General features: G+C 67.8%; 17 protein-coding genes. 10 read left to right on the top strand and 7 right to left on the bottom strand.

The genetic code is table 11. The features are described 5' to 3' along the window. Positions 1-21 precede the first annotated feature (21 nt). The 5 genes from ACSQ3O_RS25440 to ACSQ3O_RS25420 all read left to right on the top strand — a co-directional run bounded on the left by ACSQ3O_RS25440 (position 22) and on the right by ACSQ3O_RS25420 (position 4,485). Positions 22-507, top strand: coding sequence for a DUF1579 domain-containing protein (locus ACSQ3O_RS25440; protein WP_436140884.1), 486 nt, complete (start codon positions 22-24; stop codon positions 505-507). A 175-nt stretch (positions 508-682) separates the two neighbouring features. Further along, the gene (locus tag ACSQ3O_RS25435) at positions 683-2,122 is read left to right on the top strand and encodes an MFS transporter (RefSeq protein WP_436140883.1); all 1,440 of its coding nucleotides are present in this window, start codon (positions 683-685) and stop codon (positions 2,120-2,122) included. 226 nt (positions 2,123-2,348) lie between these two features. Beyond that, positions 2,349-3,440 (top strand): pirin family protein, encoded by a 1,092-nt coding sequence (locus ACSQ3O_RS25430; RefSeq protein ID WP_436140882.1) that lies wholly within the window; start codon positions 2,349-2,351, stop codon positions 3,438-3,440. Between the two features lie 185 nt (positions 3,441-3,625). Further along, positions 3,626-4,096, top strand: a complete 471-nt coding sequence (locus ACSQ3O_RS25425; RefSeq protein WP_137749279.1) for an FKBP-type peptidyl-prolyl cis-trans isomerase — start codon at positions 3,626-3,628, stop codon at positions 4,094-4,096. A 38-nt stretch (positions 4,097-4,134) separates the two neighbouring features. Continuing rightward, positions 4,135-4,485, top strand: a complete 351-nt coding sequence (locus tag ACSQ3O_RS25420; RefSeq protein ID WP_436140881.1) for a hypothetical protein — start codon at positions 4,135-4,137, stop codon at positions 4,483-4,485. A 68-nt stretch (positions 4,486-4,553) separates the two neighbouring features. Here the strand turns inward: ACSQ3O_RS25420 and ACSQ3O_RS25415 are convergent, their stop codons facing one another. Continuing rightward, positions 4,554-5,477: a LysR family transcriptional regulator gene (locus tag ACSQ3O_RS25415; RefSeq protein WP_436140880.1), complete on the bottom strand. Its 924-nt coding sequence runs from the start codon at positions 5,475-5,477 to the stop codon at positions 4,554-4,556. Between the two features lie 109 nt (positions 5,478-5,586). Between ACSQ3O_RS25415 and ACSQ3O_RS25410 the strand changes: the two genes are divergently transcribed. Then, a complete protein-coding gene (locus ACSQ3O_RS25410) occupies positions 5,587-6,252 on the top strand; it encodes a glutathione S-transferase family protein (protein ID WP_436140879.1) in 666 nt (221 codons plus the stop codon). Then, on the top strand, positions 6,249-7,277 hold the full coding sequence (locus ACSQ3O_RS25405; protein ID WP_436140878.1) for a flavin-nucleotide-binding protein: 1,029 nt from the start codon (positions 6,249-6,251) through the stop codon (positions 7,275-7,277). The genes ACSQ3O_RS25410 and ACSQ3O_RS25405 overlap by 4 nt, the downstream gene beginning before the upstream one ends. A 107-nt stretch (positions 7,278-7,384) precedes the next feature. Here ACSQ3O_RS25405 and ACSQ3O_RS25400 read toward each other — a convergent pair whose 3' ends face one another. Together ACSQ3O_RS25400 and ACSQ3O_RS25395 are read right to left on the bottom strand one after the other, a co-directional pair. After that, the gene (locus ACSQ3O_RS25400) at positions 7,385-8,260 is read right to left on the bottom strand and encodes a TIGR03915 family putative DNA repair protein (RefSeq protein ID WP_436140877.1); all 876 of its coding nucleotides are present in this window, start codon (positions 8,258-8,260) and stop codon (positions 7,385-7,387) included. Positions 8,261-8,275: 15 nt separating this feature from the next. Further along, positions 8,276-9,550 (bottom strand): putative DNA modification/repair radical SAM protein, encoded by a 1,275-nt coding sequence (locus ACSQ3O_RS25395; protein ID WP_436140876.1) that lies wholly within the window; start codon positions 9,548-9,550, stop codon positions 8,276-8,278. A gap of 222 nt (positions 9,551-9,772) precedes the next feature. On the opposite strand from ACSQ3O_RS25395, the gene ACSQ3O_RS25390 reads away from it, so the two are divergent. Together ACSQ3O_RS25390 and ACSQ3O_RS25385 are read left to right on the top strand one after the other, a co-directional pair. Next, positions 9,773-10,642, top strand: coding sequence for a helix-turn-helix domain-containing protein (locus ACSQ3O_RS25390; protein ID WP_436140875.1), 870 nt, complete (start codon positions 9,773-9,775; stop codon positions 10,640-10,642). A 100-nt stretch (positions 10,643-10,742) separates the two neighbouring features. Further along, entirely contained in the window at positions 10,743-11,087 is a 345-nt protein-coding gene (locus ACSQ3O_RS25385; protein ID WP_436140874.1) for a VOC family protein, read from the top strand. A 25-nt stretch (positions 11,088-11,112) separates the two neighbouring features. Here the strand turns inward: ACSQ3O_RS25385 and ACSQ3O_RS25380 are convergent, their stop codons facing one another. Together ACSQ3O_RS25380 and ACSQ3O_RS25375 are read right to left on the bottom strand one after the other, a co-directional pair. Continuing rightward, positions 11,113-11,958, bottom strand: coding sequence for a class III extradiol dioxygenase family protein (locus ACSQ3O_RS25380; RefSeq protein ID WP_436140873.1), 846 nt, complete (start codon positions 11,956-11,958; stop codon positions 11,113-11,115). Positions 11,959-11,969: 11 nt separating this feature from the next. Further along, a complete protein-coding gene (locus ACSQ3O_RS25375; protein WP_436140872.1) occupies positions 11,970-12,317 on the bottom strand; it encodes a protocatechuate 4,5-dioxygenase subunit alpha in 348 nt (115 codons plus the stop codon). Positions 12,318-12,393: 76 nt separating this feature from the next. On the opposite strand from ACSQ3O_RS25375, the gene ACSQ3O_RS25370 reads away from it, so the two are divergent. Continuing rightward, positions 12,394-13,317 (top strand): LysR family transcriptional regulator, encoded by a 924-nt coding sequence (locus tag ACSQ3O_RS25370; protein ID WP_436141173.1) that lies wholly within the window; start codon positions 12,394-12,396, stop codon positions 13,315-13,317. A 6-nt stretch (positions 13,318-13,323) separates the two neighbouring features. On the opposite strand, the gene ACSQ3O_RS25365 is transcribed toward ACSQ3O_RS25370, so the two are convergent. After that, positions 13,324-13,488: a hypothetical protein gene (locus ACSQ3O_RS25365; protein ID WP_436140871.1), complete on the bottom strand. Its 165-nt coding sequence runs from the start codon at positions 13,486-13,488 to the stop codon at positions 13,324-13,326. A 60-nt stretch (positions 13,489-13,548) separates the two neighbouring features. Then, on the bottom strand, positions 13,549-14,433 hold the full coding sequence (locus tag ACSQ3O_RS25360; RefSeq protein ID WP_137749268.1) for a gamma-glutamyl-gamma-aminobutyrate hydrolase family protein: 885 nt from the start codon (positions 14,431-14,433) through the stop codon (positions 13,549-13,551). Between the last annotated feature and the right edge of the window lie 199 nt (positions 14,434-14,632).

Genomic DNA, 14,632 nt, shown 5'->3' with positions numbered 1-14,632 from the left:
TTCACCCCCCAGGAGACACCCATGATGAATCCCGAACCCCATGCCATGCACCGCTGGCTGCAGCAGCTGGTCGGCGACTGGACCAGCAGCTCCAGCTGCGACGCGCCCCCCGGCGAGCCTGCCGGGCAATCCGTGGGCACCGAGCGCGGGCGCGCGCTGGGCGACCTGTGGGTGATCCTCGAAGGCACGGGCACCATGCCCGACGGCGGCGCGGCGCGCATGCAGATGACACTGGGCTACGACCCCGAGAAGCAGGTGTTTCTGGGCACCTGGGTGGGCTCGATGATGAGCCACATGTGGATCTATCGGGGCACGCTCGATGCCGACCAGAAGGTGCTGACGCTGGAGACCGAAGGCCCGAGCTTCCAGGGCGATGGCAAGACGGCGCGCTACCGCGATGTGATCACCCTGGTGGGGCCGGGCGAACGCACGCTCACCTCGTTCAGCCAGCAGCCGGACGGCAGCTGGAGCCAGATCATGCAAGCAAAATATGTGAAGACCCCCTGAGCCGCCGCGCGGCTTCCCCCTGAAAGGGGGACGCACCCGGTGGACTGGCGGCGCCAGATCCAAGGGTGCACTGGCCTTTGCGCCGCGCCGGTTGCAAGCGCCGCGCGCGTGACACACTGTGGGCGTTTCGCAGGCGCTCTCCACGCCGCGCCTTCCACATCTCACATCGATAGCCATGACTCTCCCCATCGAAGGCCGCGCACGCTGGCCCGCGCTCATCCTGCTGTGCCTGGGCGAGCTGATGATCGTGCTCGACACCACCATCGTGAACGTGGCGCTGCCCAGCATCAAGGCGGACCTGGGGTTTACCGAGACCTCGCTGGTGTGGGTGGTCAACGCCTACATGCTCACGTTTGGCGGCTGCCTGCTGCTGGGCGGGCGGCTGGGGGACCTGTATGGCCACCGGCGGCTGTTTCTTGCGGGCATCACGCTGTTCACCCTCGCATCGCTGGCCTGCGGGCTGGCCCACACGCAGGGGCTGCTGGTAGCTGCACGCGCGGTGCAGGGTGTGGGCGGGGCGGTGGTGTCGGCCGTGGCGCTGTCGCTCATCATGAATCTGTTCACCGAACCCGGCGAGCGCGCGCGGGCCATGGGGGTGTATGGCTTTGTGTGTGCGGGCGGGGGCAGCATAGGCGTGCTGCTGGGTGGGGTGCTCACCAGCGCGTTCAGCTGGCATTGGATCTTTCTGGTCAACATCCCCGTGGGTGTGGCCATCTATGCGGCTTGCCTGGTGCTGCTGCCGGGTGGCAAGGGGCAGGCGCACGGGCAGCGGCTGGATGTGGCGGGCGCGGTCACCATCACCGCGTCGCTGATGTTGGCGGTGTATGCCATCGTCAACGGCAACGAGGCGGGCTGGACCTCGCCGCAGTCACTGGGCCTGCTGGGCGCCTCGGTGGCGCTGCTGCTGGTGTTTCTGTACATCGAATCGCATGTGGCCGCGCCGCTGGTGCCGCTGGCCCTGCTGCGGCTGCGCAACCTGGCCATCTCCAACGTGGTGGGCGTTTTGTGGGCGGCCGGGATGTTTGCGTGGTTCTTTTTGTCGGCGCTGTACATGCAACTGGTGCTGGGCTACGACGCGATGCAGGTGGGCCTGGCGTTCCTGCCCTCCAACCTGATCATGGCGGGCTGCTCGCTGGGGCTGTCGGCCTGGGTGGTGATGCGCTATGGCATCCGCAGCACGCTGGGCTGGGGCCTGGTGCTGGCCACCGTGGGTCTGGTGCTGTTTGCGCTGGCGCCGGTGGACGGCCAGTTTGTGCTGCATGTGCTGCCCGGCATGGTGCTGCTGGGCGTGGGCGCGGGCATTGCGCTCAACCCGCTGCTGCTGGCCGCCATGGGCGATGTGAAGCCCGAGGACTCGGGCCTGGCGTCGGGCGTGGTCAACACCGCCTTCATGATGGGCGGTGCGCTGGGCCTGGCCGTGCTGGCCAGCCTGGCCGATGCGCGCACCGGGGCGCTGCGTGAGGCAGGCGCATCGGCGCAGGTGGCGTTGAACGGTGGCTACCAACTGGCCTTCTGGGTGGCGGCAACGGGCTCGTTGGTGGCGGCGCTGCTGGGCGGCCTGGTGCTGCGGCCTGCACCGCCGCCGAATGCGGGGGCGCAGGTGGTGGCGCACTGAGAGATGGATTGCTATAAATAGTATAGCTATTAGGGCAATGCCAATGCGCGGTGATGCCCATTTTTTCTTGCATTTCTGGCAGTGAGCGCGGGCATCCAGCGCCCCACTGTCCTGCGGGGTGTACCGCACTGTTCCACGCGGCGCACTTCTGCTCGGGCACCATTGGCACCATATTCCACAGGCATGCCGCCCGATAGTGGTGGCGCACAACACGAGGAGCCTTCGTATGTCGTCGTCCACACCTGCTGCAACCACCCCCCTGGTGCCCATCGTGCGCGCCCAGTTGCTGGGGCCGCAGTGGCCCACGCTCGACCCGTTTCTTTTCTGCGCCCACCACGACGATGCCTACCCCGCAGGCAATGGCGCCTTCGCGCCCGCCGTGCCCATCGACGACCGCCAGATCGGCAGCGACTTCAGCCGCAAGGACGGCTGGAGCATGTACCACGGCGACCCGGTGCCCGGCTTCCCCGGCCACCCGCACCGGGGTTTCGAGACGGTGACGCTGGTGCGCAAGGGCCTCATCGACCACTCCGACTCGCTGGGCGCGGCAGCGCGTTTTGGCGGTGGGGATGTGCAGTGGGTCACGGCGGGCAAGGGCATCGTGCATTCCGAGATGTTCCCGCTGCTCAACGCCGACGGGCCGAATCCGCTGGAGCTGTTCCAGATTTGGCTGAACCTGCCCGCGCGCAACAAGATGGTGGAGCCGCACTTCACCATGCTGTGGAACGAGCGCATCCCGCGCGTGGTGCATGCCGACGCCGCAGGCCGCAAGACCACGGTGACGGTGGTGGCCGGTGCGCTGCCCGGTACGCCACCCGGTGTGCCCGATCCGCTGTCGCCGCCGCCCGAGTCCTGGGCCTCGCAGCCCGAGGGCGACGTGGCCATCTGGACGCTGCACCTGGAGCCTGGCGCCGAATGGACCCTGCCCGCCGCCAAGGGGGAGAACACGCAGCGCATGCTGTACTTCTTTGTGGGCGACCGCCTGCGCGTGGGCCCGCAAGAGGTGGACCGCCACGCCGCGCTCGAAATGCGCGCCGGTGAAGACTGGCTGCTGACCAACACCGGCACCACCGCCGTGGAATGCCTGGTGCTGCAAGGCCGCCCGATTGGCGAGCCCGTGGCGCAGTACGGCCCGTTTGTGATGAACACGCAGGCCGAGATCATGCAGGCCATGAACGACTACCGCCGCACCCAGTTTGGCGGCTGGCCCTGGCCTGAGCAGGACCCGGTGCACGGCGCCACGCCGCGCCGGTTTGCGCGCTACCCCGGGCAGACCGAGGAAGAGCGCCCGGCCGAAAGTGCCGCAGCGGCTGGGTGAGTTGTCGGCCACCCCTTGCAGCCGTTCACGCTGAGCTTGTCGAAGCGCCGCGCAGGGCTTCGACAGGCTCAGCCCGAACGGGTGTTTCGTGTTTGAGGCGCGAACTTCCACATTCCGCTGCCAATGCCCCAACTCGCGGGTCGTGGACAATCCACGGTCCCGATCCGCGTTGTTAAGCAAGACCTATGAACATCACCAAAGACTCCGCCGTCACCATCAGCTACAAGGTGACCACGCCCCAGGGCAAACCGCTGGACGCGGGTAACCTGGCCTACCTGCATGGCGGCTATGAAAACATTTTCCCCAAGGTCGAAGCCGCCCTCGAAGGCCAGGCCGCAGGCTTCAGCACCACGCTGCAGCTGGCCGTGGAAGACGCCTTCGGCGGGCGCGATGAAAGCCTGGTGCGCACCATCCCCAAGAGCGAGTTCCCGCCCGGTGTGAAGGTGGGCGGCCAGCTGCAGGGCGTGGGCAACGACGGCCAGCCCGCCGTGTTCAACGTGGTCAAGATCAAGGGCCCCGAGGTGCACCTGGACGGCAACCACCCGCTGGCGGGCCAGGCCCTGGTCTTCAGCTGCAAGGTGACCGAAGTGCGCGCGGCATCGGCCGAAGAAGTGGCCCACCGCCATGTGCACGGCGGCCATGGCCACCACCATTGATTTGATGGGCGGCCGTTAAAAAGCCACCGCCGCATTGCATGCACGGTTTTCTGGACCGTCTGGGCTATGCGCTGATCGGCGCCTTCTTTGGTGCGCTGGTTGGCGTGGCGGGCTGGTGGCTGTATGGCCTGGCGCATTCGCTTGCCTACGACGGCCCGGGCATGGATCCGGTGCTGCGCCACTGGGTGCAGTACGGCGCGGCGGCGTTTGCGGTGCTGGGCTTCATCTTCCGTGCGCGGGCGGCCGATGCCGTTGCCGACACGGTGTCCGGCATTCTTCACTTCGAGTTCGACGAAACACCGGGCCAGGCGGCGTCTGCCCTGGTGCTGTGTGTGGTGCTGGCGCTGGTCATCGCCGCAATCTGGTTCACCAGCCCTTCTCTTGGTTAGTTTGCTATTTATTTGATAGCTTGTTGGGCATGATGGGCGCGCGGTAACGGCCAAAAAAGTACCAAGAATCAGCGCCTTCCACCCCGCACCAGCCCCCGGCCCTGCAACACCGGCTCGGCCGCCAGCCGCTCGCGCGCAAACTCCACAAACGCGCGCACCTTGGCGGGTGCGCGCCGCCCGGCGGGGTAGACGATGTGCACGGGCACCGGCGGGGGCTCAAACCCGGCCAGCACAATGCGCAGCCGCCCCGCGCGCAGGCTGGCAGCGGCCTGGTAGGCCAGGCAGCGCGTGAGGCCCAGGCCCGCCTCGGCGGCGGCGATGTCCACCTCGTTGGCGTTGCTGATCCACGCGATCTGCGGCTGGCCCACCAGAGAGTCGCCAAACTTCCAGGGCGCGGCAGCGCGCGCGTCGAACGAGAACGCAATCGCCCGGTGCTGTGCCAAGTCCTGCGGGTGCTGCGGCTCGCCGTGGTGCGCCAGGTAGTCGGGCGACGCCACCACCAGATGCCGCAGCGCGCCCACGGGCAGGGCGGTGAGGCCTGAGTCGGGCAGGTGGGCAATGCGCACGGCCACGTCCATGTCCTCTTCCAGCAGGTGCACGAGCCGGTTCACAAACAGCGTGCGCACCTGCACACGCGGCTGGGCCTGCAAAAAGTCGCGCACGATGGGCGCCACATGCTGGATGCCAAACATCTGTGGCGCGGTGATGGACAGCAGCCCCTGCGGCTGCGCCTGCGCGCCGCTGGCGGTCTGCTCGGCCTCGTGCAGGTCGTTCAGGATGGGGCGGCAGTCGGTCAGAAAACGCTCGCCCGCCTCCGTCAGCCGCACCATGCGCGTGCTGCGCTGAAACAGCAGCACACCGAGCCGCGCCTCCAGCGCCGCAATGGCGCGTGTGACGGCCGCTGCCGAGCAGCCCAGGCGCCGCCCCGCTACGGCAAAGCCGCCCGCGTCGGCCACGGTCACAAAGCAGCGCAGGGTGTCGAGGTGGTCCATTGTTGCGTCTCGCGAAATTCTGAAAGACGCACTATCGCTATTCACGCCGTCAAGTGCAATAGATAAGGTCGAGCCCTTCACACAATCCGTTTTGACAAGGACTGATCTCATGGCCGCTACCCACCTTCCTGCCGCCCCGCTCACGCTGCACCGCACGGCCATCTCTGGCCACTGCCACCGTGTGGAGCTGCTGCTGTCCCTGCTCGCCCTGCCGCATCGGCTGGTGGAGGTGAACCTGCTGCAGGGCGAGCACCAGCTGCCCGCGCACCGCGCGCTGAACCCGCTGGGCCAGGTGCCCGTGCTGGTGGATAGCGATGTGGTGCTGAGCGACAGCAACGCCATCCTGGTCTACCTGGTGCAGCGCTACGCGCCCGGCAGCGCATGGATGCCGCAAGATCCCGTGGGCCAGGCGCAGCTGCAGCGCTGGCTCAGTTTGGCGGCAGGCTTTCTGGCGGCGGGCATCGGTGGGCCGCGCTTTGCCACGCTGACGGGCAAGCCCATCAACGAGGCGGCCCAGGCCCAAGGCCGACGCCTGCTGGACTTCATGGAAGCCGCGCTGCAGGGGCGCGACTGGCTGCTGGGCGGCGCCACGCCCAGCCTGGCCGATGTGGCCATGGTCAGCTACACCTCGCAGGCCCATCTGGCAGGCCTGCCGCTGCCCACCGCCTACCCGCGCGTTGCCGCCTGGGTGGCACGCCTGCAGGCGCTGCCCGGCTATGTGCCGCTGCTGGACCACCTCAGCGGCATCACTCCCCAGCCTGCGGAGGCCGCATGACCGCCCTGCCGGCAGGCGGCAGCGAAGGCCCTGCCCCCAGCGCCTGGCACGCCGGTGAACAGGCGCTGCAAGCCCGCGCTGGCGTGCACGAGCGCATGGCCGCCGTGGGCGAGGTGGTGATGCGCGACCACATGCCCGACCAGCACCGCGAGCTGTTCGAAAAGCTGCCCACGCTGCTGCTGGGTGCAACCGACGCGCAGGGCCAGCCCTGGGCCACCATGCTGGCGGGCCCACCGGGCTTTGTGCACACGCCCCACGCGCAGCGCATGGACATTGCAGCGGCCATCGACCCCGTTGACCCCGCCCTTGCGGCGCTGGCCGCGCACGGCACCGGCGCACCCGTGGGTGTGCTGGGGCTGGAGCCGCACACGCGCCGCCGCAACCGCATGAACGGCCATGTGGTGCGCTGGGGCGCGCAGCAGGGCCTGTCGATCACGGTGGCGCAGAGCTTTGGCAACTGCCCCAAGTACATCCAGGCGCGTGCACCGGGCCTGCGCGCCGCCGTCACGCCACCGCAGCCTGCGCAGGCGCTGGGCCCAGCTCTGGATGCTGCCGCGCTGGCCCTGATTGCGCGCAGTGACACGCTGTTCATCGCCAGTGCCTCGGCCGCCCGGCCCGGTGCGCAGCGGGGCGAGGGCGTGGACATCTCCCACCGGGGTGGCGAGCCCGGCTTTGTGTTGGCGAAGCACACCGCAGACGGTGTGGAACTGTGGCTGCCCGACTACCCCGGCAACCTGTTCTTCAACACCCTGGGCAACCTCGCGCAGCACCCGCTGGCCGGGCTGCTGTGGGTGGACTACGACGACGGCGGCCTACTGCACGTGGCCGCGCGCGCCGAGCTGCTGTGGGGCGAGGCCGACCGTGCGCCCTGGCCCGGCGCGCAGCGCGTGCTGCGGCTGCAGGTGCTGGGCGGGGTGTGGCGTGCGCAGGCACTGCCCTGGCGGTGGACGGCGGCGCAGCCTGCGCCGCAGTTCAATGCGATGCGCCAGGCCGAGGGCGTTCAGGGGCGGCGTCCACCCACCTGAACCGTTCACGCTGAGCCTGTCGAAGCGCCGCGCAAGGCTCGGGCAGGCTCAGCCCGAACGGGTGTGTGAGTGCTGTTGGTCCGGCTCAACAAGCGTTGGTGGGCCTTTCACGCCGATTTCACGCCGCTGTCACGCCGCAGCGGCGCAATCGCCTTGCGCGGCGTGGTGGGCTCGGCGGCCACCATCTGCGCGCTGCGCTCGTGGGCGGTTTGCGCCAGTTCGGTGATGAGTGCGGCCTCGGGCAGGTTGTGCCAGTAGCGCGTGGGCATCTCCTTTTTCATCATGGTGAGCTTGAGCCGCGCGGGGTTGAAGATGTGGCGGTAGTAGGTGAGCCACAGTGCCTCGCCCGCGTCGGGCGGCGGCGCGTCGCTGCGCTGCGCGCCGGGGCCGGTGTGCAGCTGCTGCCCGTCCCAGCGCACGCTGGCGTCGGGCGTGAGGATGGCCCAACGCATCTGCGTGAAGCGGCGGATGAAGAAGCCCGCATTGGCCACGGTGATGTAGTGGTCGGGCTCGAACCAGGCCATGTGCAGGGTGTTGCCATCGGGCTCCACCACGGGCCGAAAGCGCACAAAGGCGTGCATCTTGTGTTTGTCGCGCCCCACGGCGCGGACCATGAGGTGGGCTTGCATGCGGTCTGCGTCCAGCGGGTCGTGCCGTGCGGCTTCGGCCTCCGCGCCGCCTTGGGCCATGCGCCACAGCAGGCGGTACATCAGCGCAAAGCGGGCCGGGTCGCGGTGCAGGATGAGCTGCTCGCACAGGTGCACAAAGTCGGGTGGCACGCGCAGCGCGGGCGCATCGGGGGCTGGCGGTGGCAGGGCGTTGTGGCTGTGGGGTTCGGGCGCAAACAGGTCTTCAGCCGCATCGGCCTGGCAGCGCCAGTCCACGGCCTGCGGGGGCACGTTGGCTTGCACCAGGGCGCGTGCGGCGGTGCGAAAGCCGGGCCAGTCGGTGGGGTGGTCCAGCGTGATGGTGTGGCGCTGCATGTGTTCCGCTCCGGCTCAAAACAGACTGCGTTGCACCGGCGGCGGGGTCAGTTGTGCGGCGAGGTCGGCGGCGTCCAGCGCACGGCCGGGGCGGTAGTCGGCCGCCTCCACAAAGGGCAGAACCTTCTTGAGCGGCACATGCAGCCGCGCCAAGTCGGCATGCCGCAAGCGCCGCACGCGGCGGGCGGCCAGCAGGCGCTCTACGGTTTGCACGCCAAAGCCGGGCACGCGCAGCAGCAGTTCGCGCGGGGCGGTGTTGAGGTTGACCGGAAAACGCTCGCGGTGCGCCAGCGCCCAGGCCAGCTTGGGGTCCATGTCCAGCGCCAGCATGCCCACTTGAGAGGATGGCACGATCTCGTCATGCGTGAAGCCGTAAAAGCGCATCAGCCAGTCGGCCTGGTACAGCCGGTGCTCGCGCACCGTGGGCGGCGCGGCCAGCGGCAGGGCGCGAGCGGCGTCGGGGATGGGGCTGAAGGCCGAGTAGTAAACCCGCCGCAGCCGGTGCACGCCGTACAGCCGCGCGCTGGTGGCGAGGATGGTGCGGTCGTCCGTGGCATCGGCCCCCACGATCATCTGCGTGCTTTGCCCGCCGGGCGCAAACAGCGGCGCACTGGCCCGGCGCGTGGTGCGCGATTGCGGCATCGACACGATGGCCTGCGCGGCTTGCTCTTTGCGGGCCGCACGCGATTCGCTAATGTGCACCGCCATGCGAGCCATGGACCGGTCGATGGCCGCACTGTTTTTCTCCGGCGCCAGGGCCGTGAGGCTCTCGGCCGTGGGCAGCTCGATGTTGATGGACAGCCGGTCGGCATAGCGGCCCGCGCGCTGCATCAGCTCGGGCGATGCGTCGGGGATGGTCTTGAGGTGGATGTAGCCGCGAAAGTCGTGCTCCTCGCGCAGCACGCGGGCCACCTCCACCACCTGCTCCATGGTGTAGTCGGGGCTCTGGATGATGCCGCTGGAGAGGAACAGCCCCTCGATGCAATTGCGGCGGTAAAAGTCCAGCGTGAGCTGCACCACCTCATCGACCGTGAAGCGCGCCCGGGGCACGTTGCTGGTCACACGGTTGACGCAGTACAGGCAGTCGTACTGGCAGAAGTTGGTGAGCAGAATCTTGAGCAGCGAGATGCACCGCCCGTCCGGCGCGTAGCTGTGGCAGATGCCCATGCCCTCGGTCGAGCCCATGCCGCGCCCGCCCACCGAGTTGCGCGGCGCAGCGCCGCTCGATGCACACGAGGCGTCGTACTTGGCCGCGTCGGCCAGGATGGCGAGTTTGGACTGTAAATTCACTGTATGAATTTACAGTAAATTCCTTTGTCCAGCCAACCCCAAGGATTTATTTGCTATTGAAAGAGTAGCTGCTAGCGCAGATGCATCGGGCGCAGAAGGCCAAAAAAGCTTGAAATTTGTTGGCTGCACCGCCCGCCTTGTCCGCGCCGCCGTGGCCAGCCCGCTGCCAAGCGGTGTAAGGTGGCCCGTCGGCACCCAGGACGGACCGACAGAAGGAACCCCATGCCCCCGCTCACCGCCTCCAGCCGCGCCATACCGGGCCCCGGTCTGCCGGGGCAACCCGCCGCCGCCTGCGTGACGTGGGGCTTCGAGGAAGCCCTGCCCCACACCGTGCGCCGCCTGGAGGTCGCGCATGCGGGCATCAAGCTGATCATTGGCTGGCATGCGGCCTACGGCGTCAAGCTGCCCGCTGGTGCCATGCAGCCGTACCAATCCCTGGTGGTGGGGCTGGGTGGCGGGCCGGTCGTCACCGAGCACGTGGGTGCGCAGGCCTGTGTGGAAGTGACGCTGGCGCCCTGGCTGGGTTTTCAGCTGTTCCACGGCAGCCCGGATGTGCTGTCGTGTTCTGTGGTTGCACTGGCCGATGTATGGGGCCCTGCGGCCACGCAGCTGTCCGAGCAGTTGCACCACGCGACAGACTGGCCCACGCGCTTTGCGCTGGTGCAGCAGTGCCTGCAAGCGATGCTGGCCCGGTCGCGCCGCACGGTGCAGGCGCCTGTGCGGCAGGCCTGGGACATGCTGAGCGCGCAACGCGGCAACCTGTCCGTGTCGGCCCTGTGCCGCGCCGTGGGCTGGAGCGAGCGGCACCTGGCGCTGCAGTCGTGCAACCAGTTGGGAGACACGCCCAAGCGCCTGGCGCGCCGATTGCGGTTTGGCGCCGCCCACCAGGCCCTGGAGGGCATCAATGGCACCGCTGGGCTGGCAGATCTGGCGGATCTGGCCGCCCGCTGCGGATATGCCGACCAGAGCCACCTGAGCCGGGAGTTTCGGCACTTTGCCGGTTGCTCGCCAGCGGCTTACCAGCGTGCGGGCTTTGCCGATGTTCCGGGCAAGCCTGCCAGTTTGGTGGAGCTGGCGGAGCACGGGGACTGAGCACCCAAGGAACCAGGCGCACAGGTCATTTTTCTTCAAGACGGGCGGACGCGAGGCGGCCAGACTGGCGCACTTGCCATGTATCCCAATGGAGATGCCGATGTTTGCCCCTGTCTCGTTTCTTGAAATCGGTGCCGAAAACGCCCCGGTTTCTCAGCTGTTCTTCAGCCAGCTTTTTCAATGGACTTTCGAGCCCACGGAAAAGGCGGGCGAAGGCTGGTTTGTGAATGGAGGCATGAAGGTCGGCCTGCATGGCGCAGACCCTGCGCAGTCCATCACCCCGTTCTTTGAGGTGGCCGATGCGGTGCAGGCGGCCCAGCGTGTGCGGGCGCTGGGCGGGGCCGTGCAGCCGCCGGGCCCGGAGGAGCCCGGTTTTGGCGTGTTCCTGATGTGCACCGACCCGGGTGGCGTCCGCTTCGGGCTGCACCAACCTGCGCGGCGCTGACGGGCCGCGGACGAAGCGCTCTGCGCTATACCGTCTCCAGCGCCATCACCGCCGTCGCCGTGTTCGAAATCGGGATGTGGTAGTTGCTGTGCACCCGGCGCACGCCCGCACTCGCCGTGGCCAAGGCGCCCCGCATGGCCACCCACATCAGCAGCTCCACGCCTTGGGTGCCGGTCTTTTCCACCAGCTCGTGCACGCTGAACTGCGTGGCCCATTCGGGGTTGGTGGTCAGGCTTTCGATGAACTGCAGGTCAAACGCCTTGTTGATAAAGCCTGCGCGCTCCCCATCGAGCTGGTGACTGAGGCCGCCCGAGGCAATCACCGCCACCTTCTTGCTGCTGTCCCAGCTCTGGATCGCCCGGCCCACGGCCTTGCCCAGCGCGTAGCAGCGCTTGGCCGACGGCAGCGGAAACTGCACGGTGTTGATGCACACCGGCACCACCGTCACGGGGCAATCGCCCTCGGGCCAGAAGAGCTTGAGCGGCAGCGTGCAGGCGTGGTCCACCAGCATCTCCTGGCAGGTGGTCACGTCAAACTCCTGCTCGATCAGCGTGTTGATGAGGTGCCAGGACAAGTCCACCTCGCCCGGGAAGGGCGGCAGCGTGGGGATGCCCCAGCCTTCGTCGGCGTTGTTGTATTGGGCGGCAGCACCCACCGCAAAGGTGGGCATCTTGTCGAGGAAGAAGTTCAGGCCGTGGTCGTTGTAGAACATCACCACCACGTCAGGCTTCTTCTCGCCCAGCCACTGGCGAATGGGCGGAAAGCCGTCGAAGAAGGGCTTCCAGTAAGGCTCGTTCTGCAGACCCTTGTGGATGGCGTTGCCAATGGCTGGGATGTGCGAGGTGCCGAGGCCGCCGATGAGTTGTGCCATGTGGTGTCTCCTTATTGGCCCGCTGCGACCAGCTTGGCCTTGAATTCGTCTTTGGTCATGCCCGTCTGCTGTGCGCCGATGTCCTGCATGTCCAGCTTGAAAATGCCCGCGAACTTGGCCAGGTAGTAGGCGTTGCCGCCCGCAGCAATCAGCTGCAGCACGTTCTTGGCGCGGATGGCGGCGGCCTGCTGCTCGTTCAGGTGGTACTTCTTCATGTACGCCTCTTCGTCGGCCACAAAGGCCTTGCGGTTGGCCTCGTCGTTGAACGAAAAGCACATCTTGTTCAGCGCATAGCCCTTGCGGGCCTGGTCGCCATCGAACGGCGTGGTGCCGGGGATCGGGGGCAGTGGGGAAGGCATGGAAGTCTCCGGGTCTTGATGTAAGTCAGCCCAGAGTGTCGTGACGCCATTGCCAAAGATGAAGCCTGAAAACATCATCGAATGCATGAGCAAATTCGATGGATCGCAGCTGGACGGCCACCTGCTGAAGCTGCTGCTGGCGGTGCTGGAGACAGGCAGCATCACGGCAGCGGCCGAGCGCCTGGGCGTCACCCAGTCGGCCGTGAGCCACTTGCTGGACAAGCTGCGCGCCATCACCGGCGACCCGCTGTTTGTGAAGCGCGGGCGCGGCATCGTGCCCACGGCCCGCGCCGAGGCGCTGGCCCAGCCTGCACGCGACATGCTGCAGCAGATGCAGCGGTTTGCCCAAGGGGCCGCGTTCGACCCTGCCGCGTGGCAGACCGAGCTGACGATTGCGGCCAACGACTTCCAGCGCGATTTGCTGCTGCCCGCGCTGGCCGCCCGCCTGCGCACCGCCGCACCGGGCGTCGCGCTGCGCATCGTGCCCAGCGGCGCGCCCAGTGCCGAGCTGCTGCGCTCGGATGCGTGCCAGCTCGTCATCAGCCCCCGCCCGCCGGATGGCACCGACATCGTGCAAAAGCGCTTGTTTGAAGACCTGTATCGCGTGTTCTACGACGCCAGCGTGCGCAGCGCCCCCGCCACCGAGGCCGACTACCTGGCCGCCGACCACGCCACCGTGGCCTACGAAGCGCACCGGGGGCTGGACCTGGACCGCCAGCTGCTGGCGCGTGGCGTGCGCCGACGCTTTGCCGTGCGCGTGCCGGGCTTTGCCGCATTACCGGCGTTTGTGCGCGGCACCGCGCTGCTCACCACTGCGCCCTCGTTGCTGGCCCGCACGGCGTTGGCAGGCCTGGCCAGCGCTCCCGTGCCGGTGGTGTGCCCGGCCATGCCGATGTATCTGATCTGGCATGCGCGGTACCAGCAGGATGCGGCGCACCGGTGGCTGCGGGGGGAGGTGGAAGCGGTGGTGGGGCCTGACCTCACCCATGGCAGGTCATGAAGCCTGCTACTGCTCGGTGTCGTTTCCTTGCTTGCCTGTGATCATGGCGCCGATGATCTCGACGGCAGTGCCGAGTACCAGTGCGAAGCCCGCCGCACCACTGAACCCGGCTACGAACAACGCCAAGGCGGCAACCACGCTAAGAATTGCTACATAGTGAAAAGGCTTCATGAGGTTCTCTGAGAGGGGAGCGGCTCTGCGTAAGGGCTGCCAGAACGCAGGGGGGCTGGGTCATTTCTCGGCGGCCTTGCGATCGCTGCGCAGCGCACCGCGCAACAACCGCGTCGCCCGGTCACGCAGCCCCGCTGGCTTGCCGGGCCGCACCGGATGCGCCTTGGCCTCGGCGCAGGCCGCCAAAAAGTCATTCAGGATGGCCGTGTCGTCCAGCGTGTCCGATCCGCGCTTGTGGAACTCCGGGTGCCACTGCGTGGCCGCGATGTAGCCGCGTCCCGGTGCGGGCTTGAGGCGGATGGCCTCCGGCACGCCGTCGGGTTCGCTCAATGCCTCGACCTCGAACTCGGGCGCCAGGCGTTTGATGCCCTGGTGGTGGATGCTGTTCACGCGCGCACGGGGTGCATCGGGGTAGAGCTGGGCGAGGCGCGAGCCGGGCACGATCTGGATGCCGTGGAAATGCTGGTCGTAGGTGGTGGCGTTGCGGTGCTGCAGCGCGCCGGGGTGCTGGGTTTCGATGTCCTGGTACAGCGCGCCGCCAAAGGCCACATTGATCAGCTGCAGGCCCCGGCACACGCCAAAGATGGGCTTGCCCACTTCGGCAAAGGCCTTGACCAGAGCCAGGTCGTAGATGTCGCGCACGCGGTCGCCCACCCACTCGTCGCGCAGCGGCTCCTCGCCATAGTTGCCGGGCCACACATCGGCACCGCCGTGCATCACCACGCCGTCGAGCCACTCGGCGTAGTGCTGCAGCGTCACGTCGCCGCGCGCGGTCTCGCCCGTGGGGCAGGGCACCATCACCACGATGGCGCCTGACGACATGATCCAGTGCGCGATGGATTGCTCGACGTACTGCAGCGTCTTGTTGGTGAACAGGGGGCGGGTGGGGTCGGCGTGCTGGAAGCAGGCCGACAGGCCGATCTTGAGGCGGGGGGCAGCGGGCATGGCAAAGGGCTCCGGGCGGCACACGCGAGGCGTGGCGGGCAACAAGAAGAAGGGGGTGGAGGGGGCGGGAGAGCCCACGGGTTTGTTTGTATCACCGCCTTCTTTGGCCGTCTGTAGGAAAGGGCCGTGCGGGGCAGGCTTCGCCGATGCGCGGCACCTCCCTCTGTTACGTGGTGCTACGAAATGTGGCTTTCTTCAT

Origin of the sequence: Acidovorax sp. LjRoot74 (genome assembly GCF_964254355.1) — a bacterium.
In the GTDB taxonomy this organism is placed as follows: domain Bacteria; phylum Pseudomonadota; class Gammaproteobacteria; order Burkholderiales; family Burkholderiaceae_C; genus Acidovorax.
Note: the sequence above shows the minus strand (reverse complement) of the source record. Positions and strands in the feature narration are given on the sequence as shown.

What these genes read in the sequence shown, in the direction of transcription:
- ACSQ3O_RS25435 (WP_436140883.1), top strand. Translation starts at nt 683, where the DNA reads ATGACTCTCCCCATCGAAGGCCGCGCACGCTGGCCCGCGCTCATCCTG.
- ACSQ3O_RS25420 (WP_436140881.1), top strand. Translation starts at nt 4,135, where the DNA reads ATGCACGGTTTTCTGGACCGTCTGGGCTATGCGCTGATCGGCGCCTTC.
- ACSQ3O_RS25385 (WP_436140874.1), top strand. Translation starts at nt 10,743, where the DNA reads ATGTTTGCCCCTGTCTCGTTTCTTGAAATCGGTGCCGAAAACGCCCCG.
- ACSQ3O_RS25405 (WP_436140878.1), top strand. Translation starts at nt 6,249, where the DNA reads ATGACCGCCCTGCCGGCAGGCGGCAGCGAAGGCCCTGCCCCCAGCGCC.
- ACSQ3O_RS25360 (WP_137749268.1), bottom strand. Translation starts at nt 14,433, where the DNA reads ATGCCCGCTGCCCCCCGCCTCAAGATCGGCCTGTCGGCCTGCTTCCAG.
- ACSQ3O_RS25415 (WP_436140880.1), bottom strand. Translation starts at nt 5,477, where the DNA reads ATGGACCACCTCGACACCCTGCGCTGCTTTGTGACCGTGGCCGACGCG.
- ACSQ3O_RS25425 (WP_137749279.1), top strand. Translation starts at nt 3,626, where the DNA reads ATGAACATCACCAAAGACTCCGCCGTCACCATCAGCTACAAGGTGACC.
- ACSQ3O_RS25400 (WP_436140877.1), bottom strand. Translation starts at nt 8,260, where the DNA reads ATGCAGCGCCACACCATCACGCTGGACCACCCCACCGACTGGCCCGGC.
- ACSQ3O_RS25410 (WP_436140879.1), top strand. Translation starts at nt 5,587, where the DNA reads ATGGCCGCTACCCACCTTCCTGCCGCCCCGCTCACGCTGCACCGCACG.
- ACSQ3O_RS25380 (WP_436140873.1), bottom strand. Translation starts at nt 11,958, where the DNA reads ATGGCACAACTCATCGGCGGCCTCGGCACCTCGCACATCCCAGCCATT.
- ACSQ3O_RS25365 (WP_436140871.1), bottom strand. Translation starts at nt 13,488, where the DNA reads ATGAAGCCTTTTCACTATGTAGCAATTCTTAGCGTGGTTGCCGCCTTG.
- ACSQ3O_RS25440 (WP_436140884.1), top strand. Translation starts at nt 22, where the DNA reads ATGATGAATCCCGAACCCCATGCCATGCACCGCTGGCTGCAGCAGCTG.
- ACSQ3O_RS25390 (WP_436140875.1), top strand. Translation starts at nt 9,773, where the DNA reads ATGCCCCCGCTCACCGCCTCCAGCCGCGCCATACCGGGCCCCGGTCTG.
- ACSQ3O_RS25430 (WP_436140882.1), top strand. Translation starts at nt 2,349, where the DNA reads ATGTCGTCGTCCACACCTGCTGCAACCACCCCCCTGGTGCCCATCGTG.
- ACSQ3O_RS25375 (WP_436140872.1), bottom strand. Translation starts at nt 12,317, where the DNA reads ATGCCTTCCCCACTGCCCCCGATCCCCGGCACCACGCCGTTCGATGGC.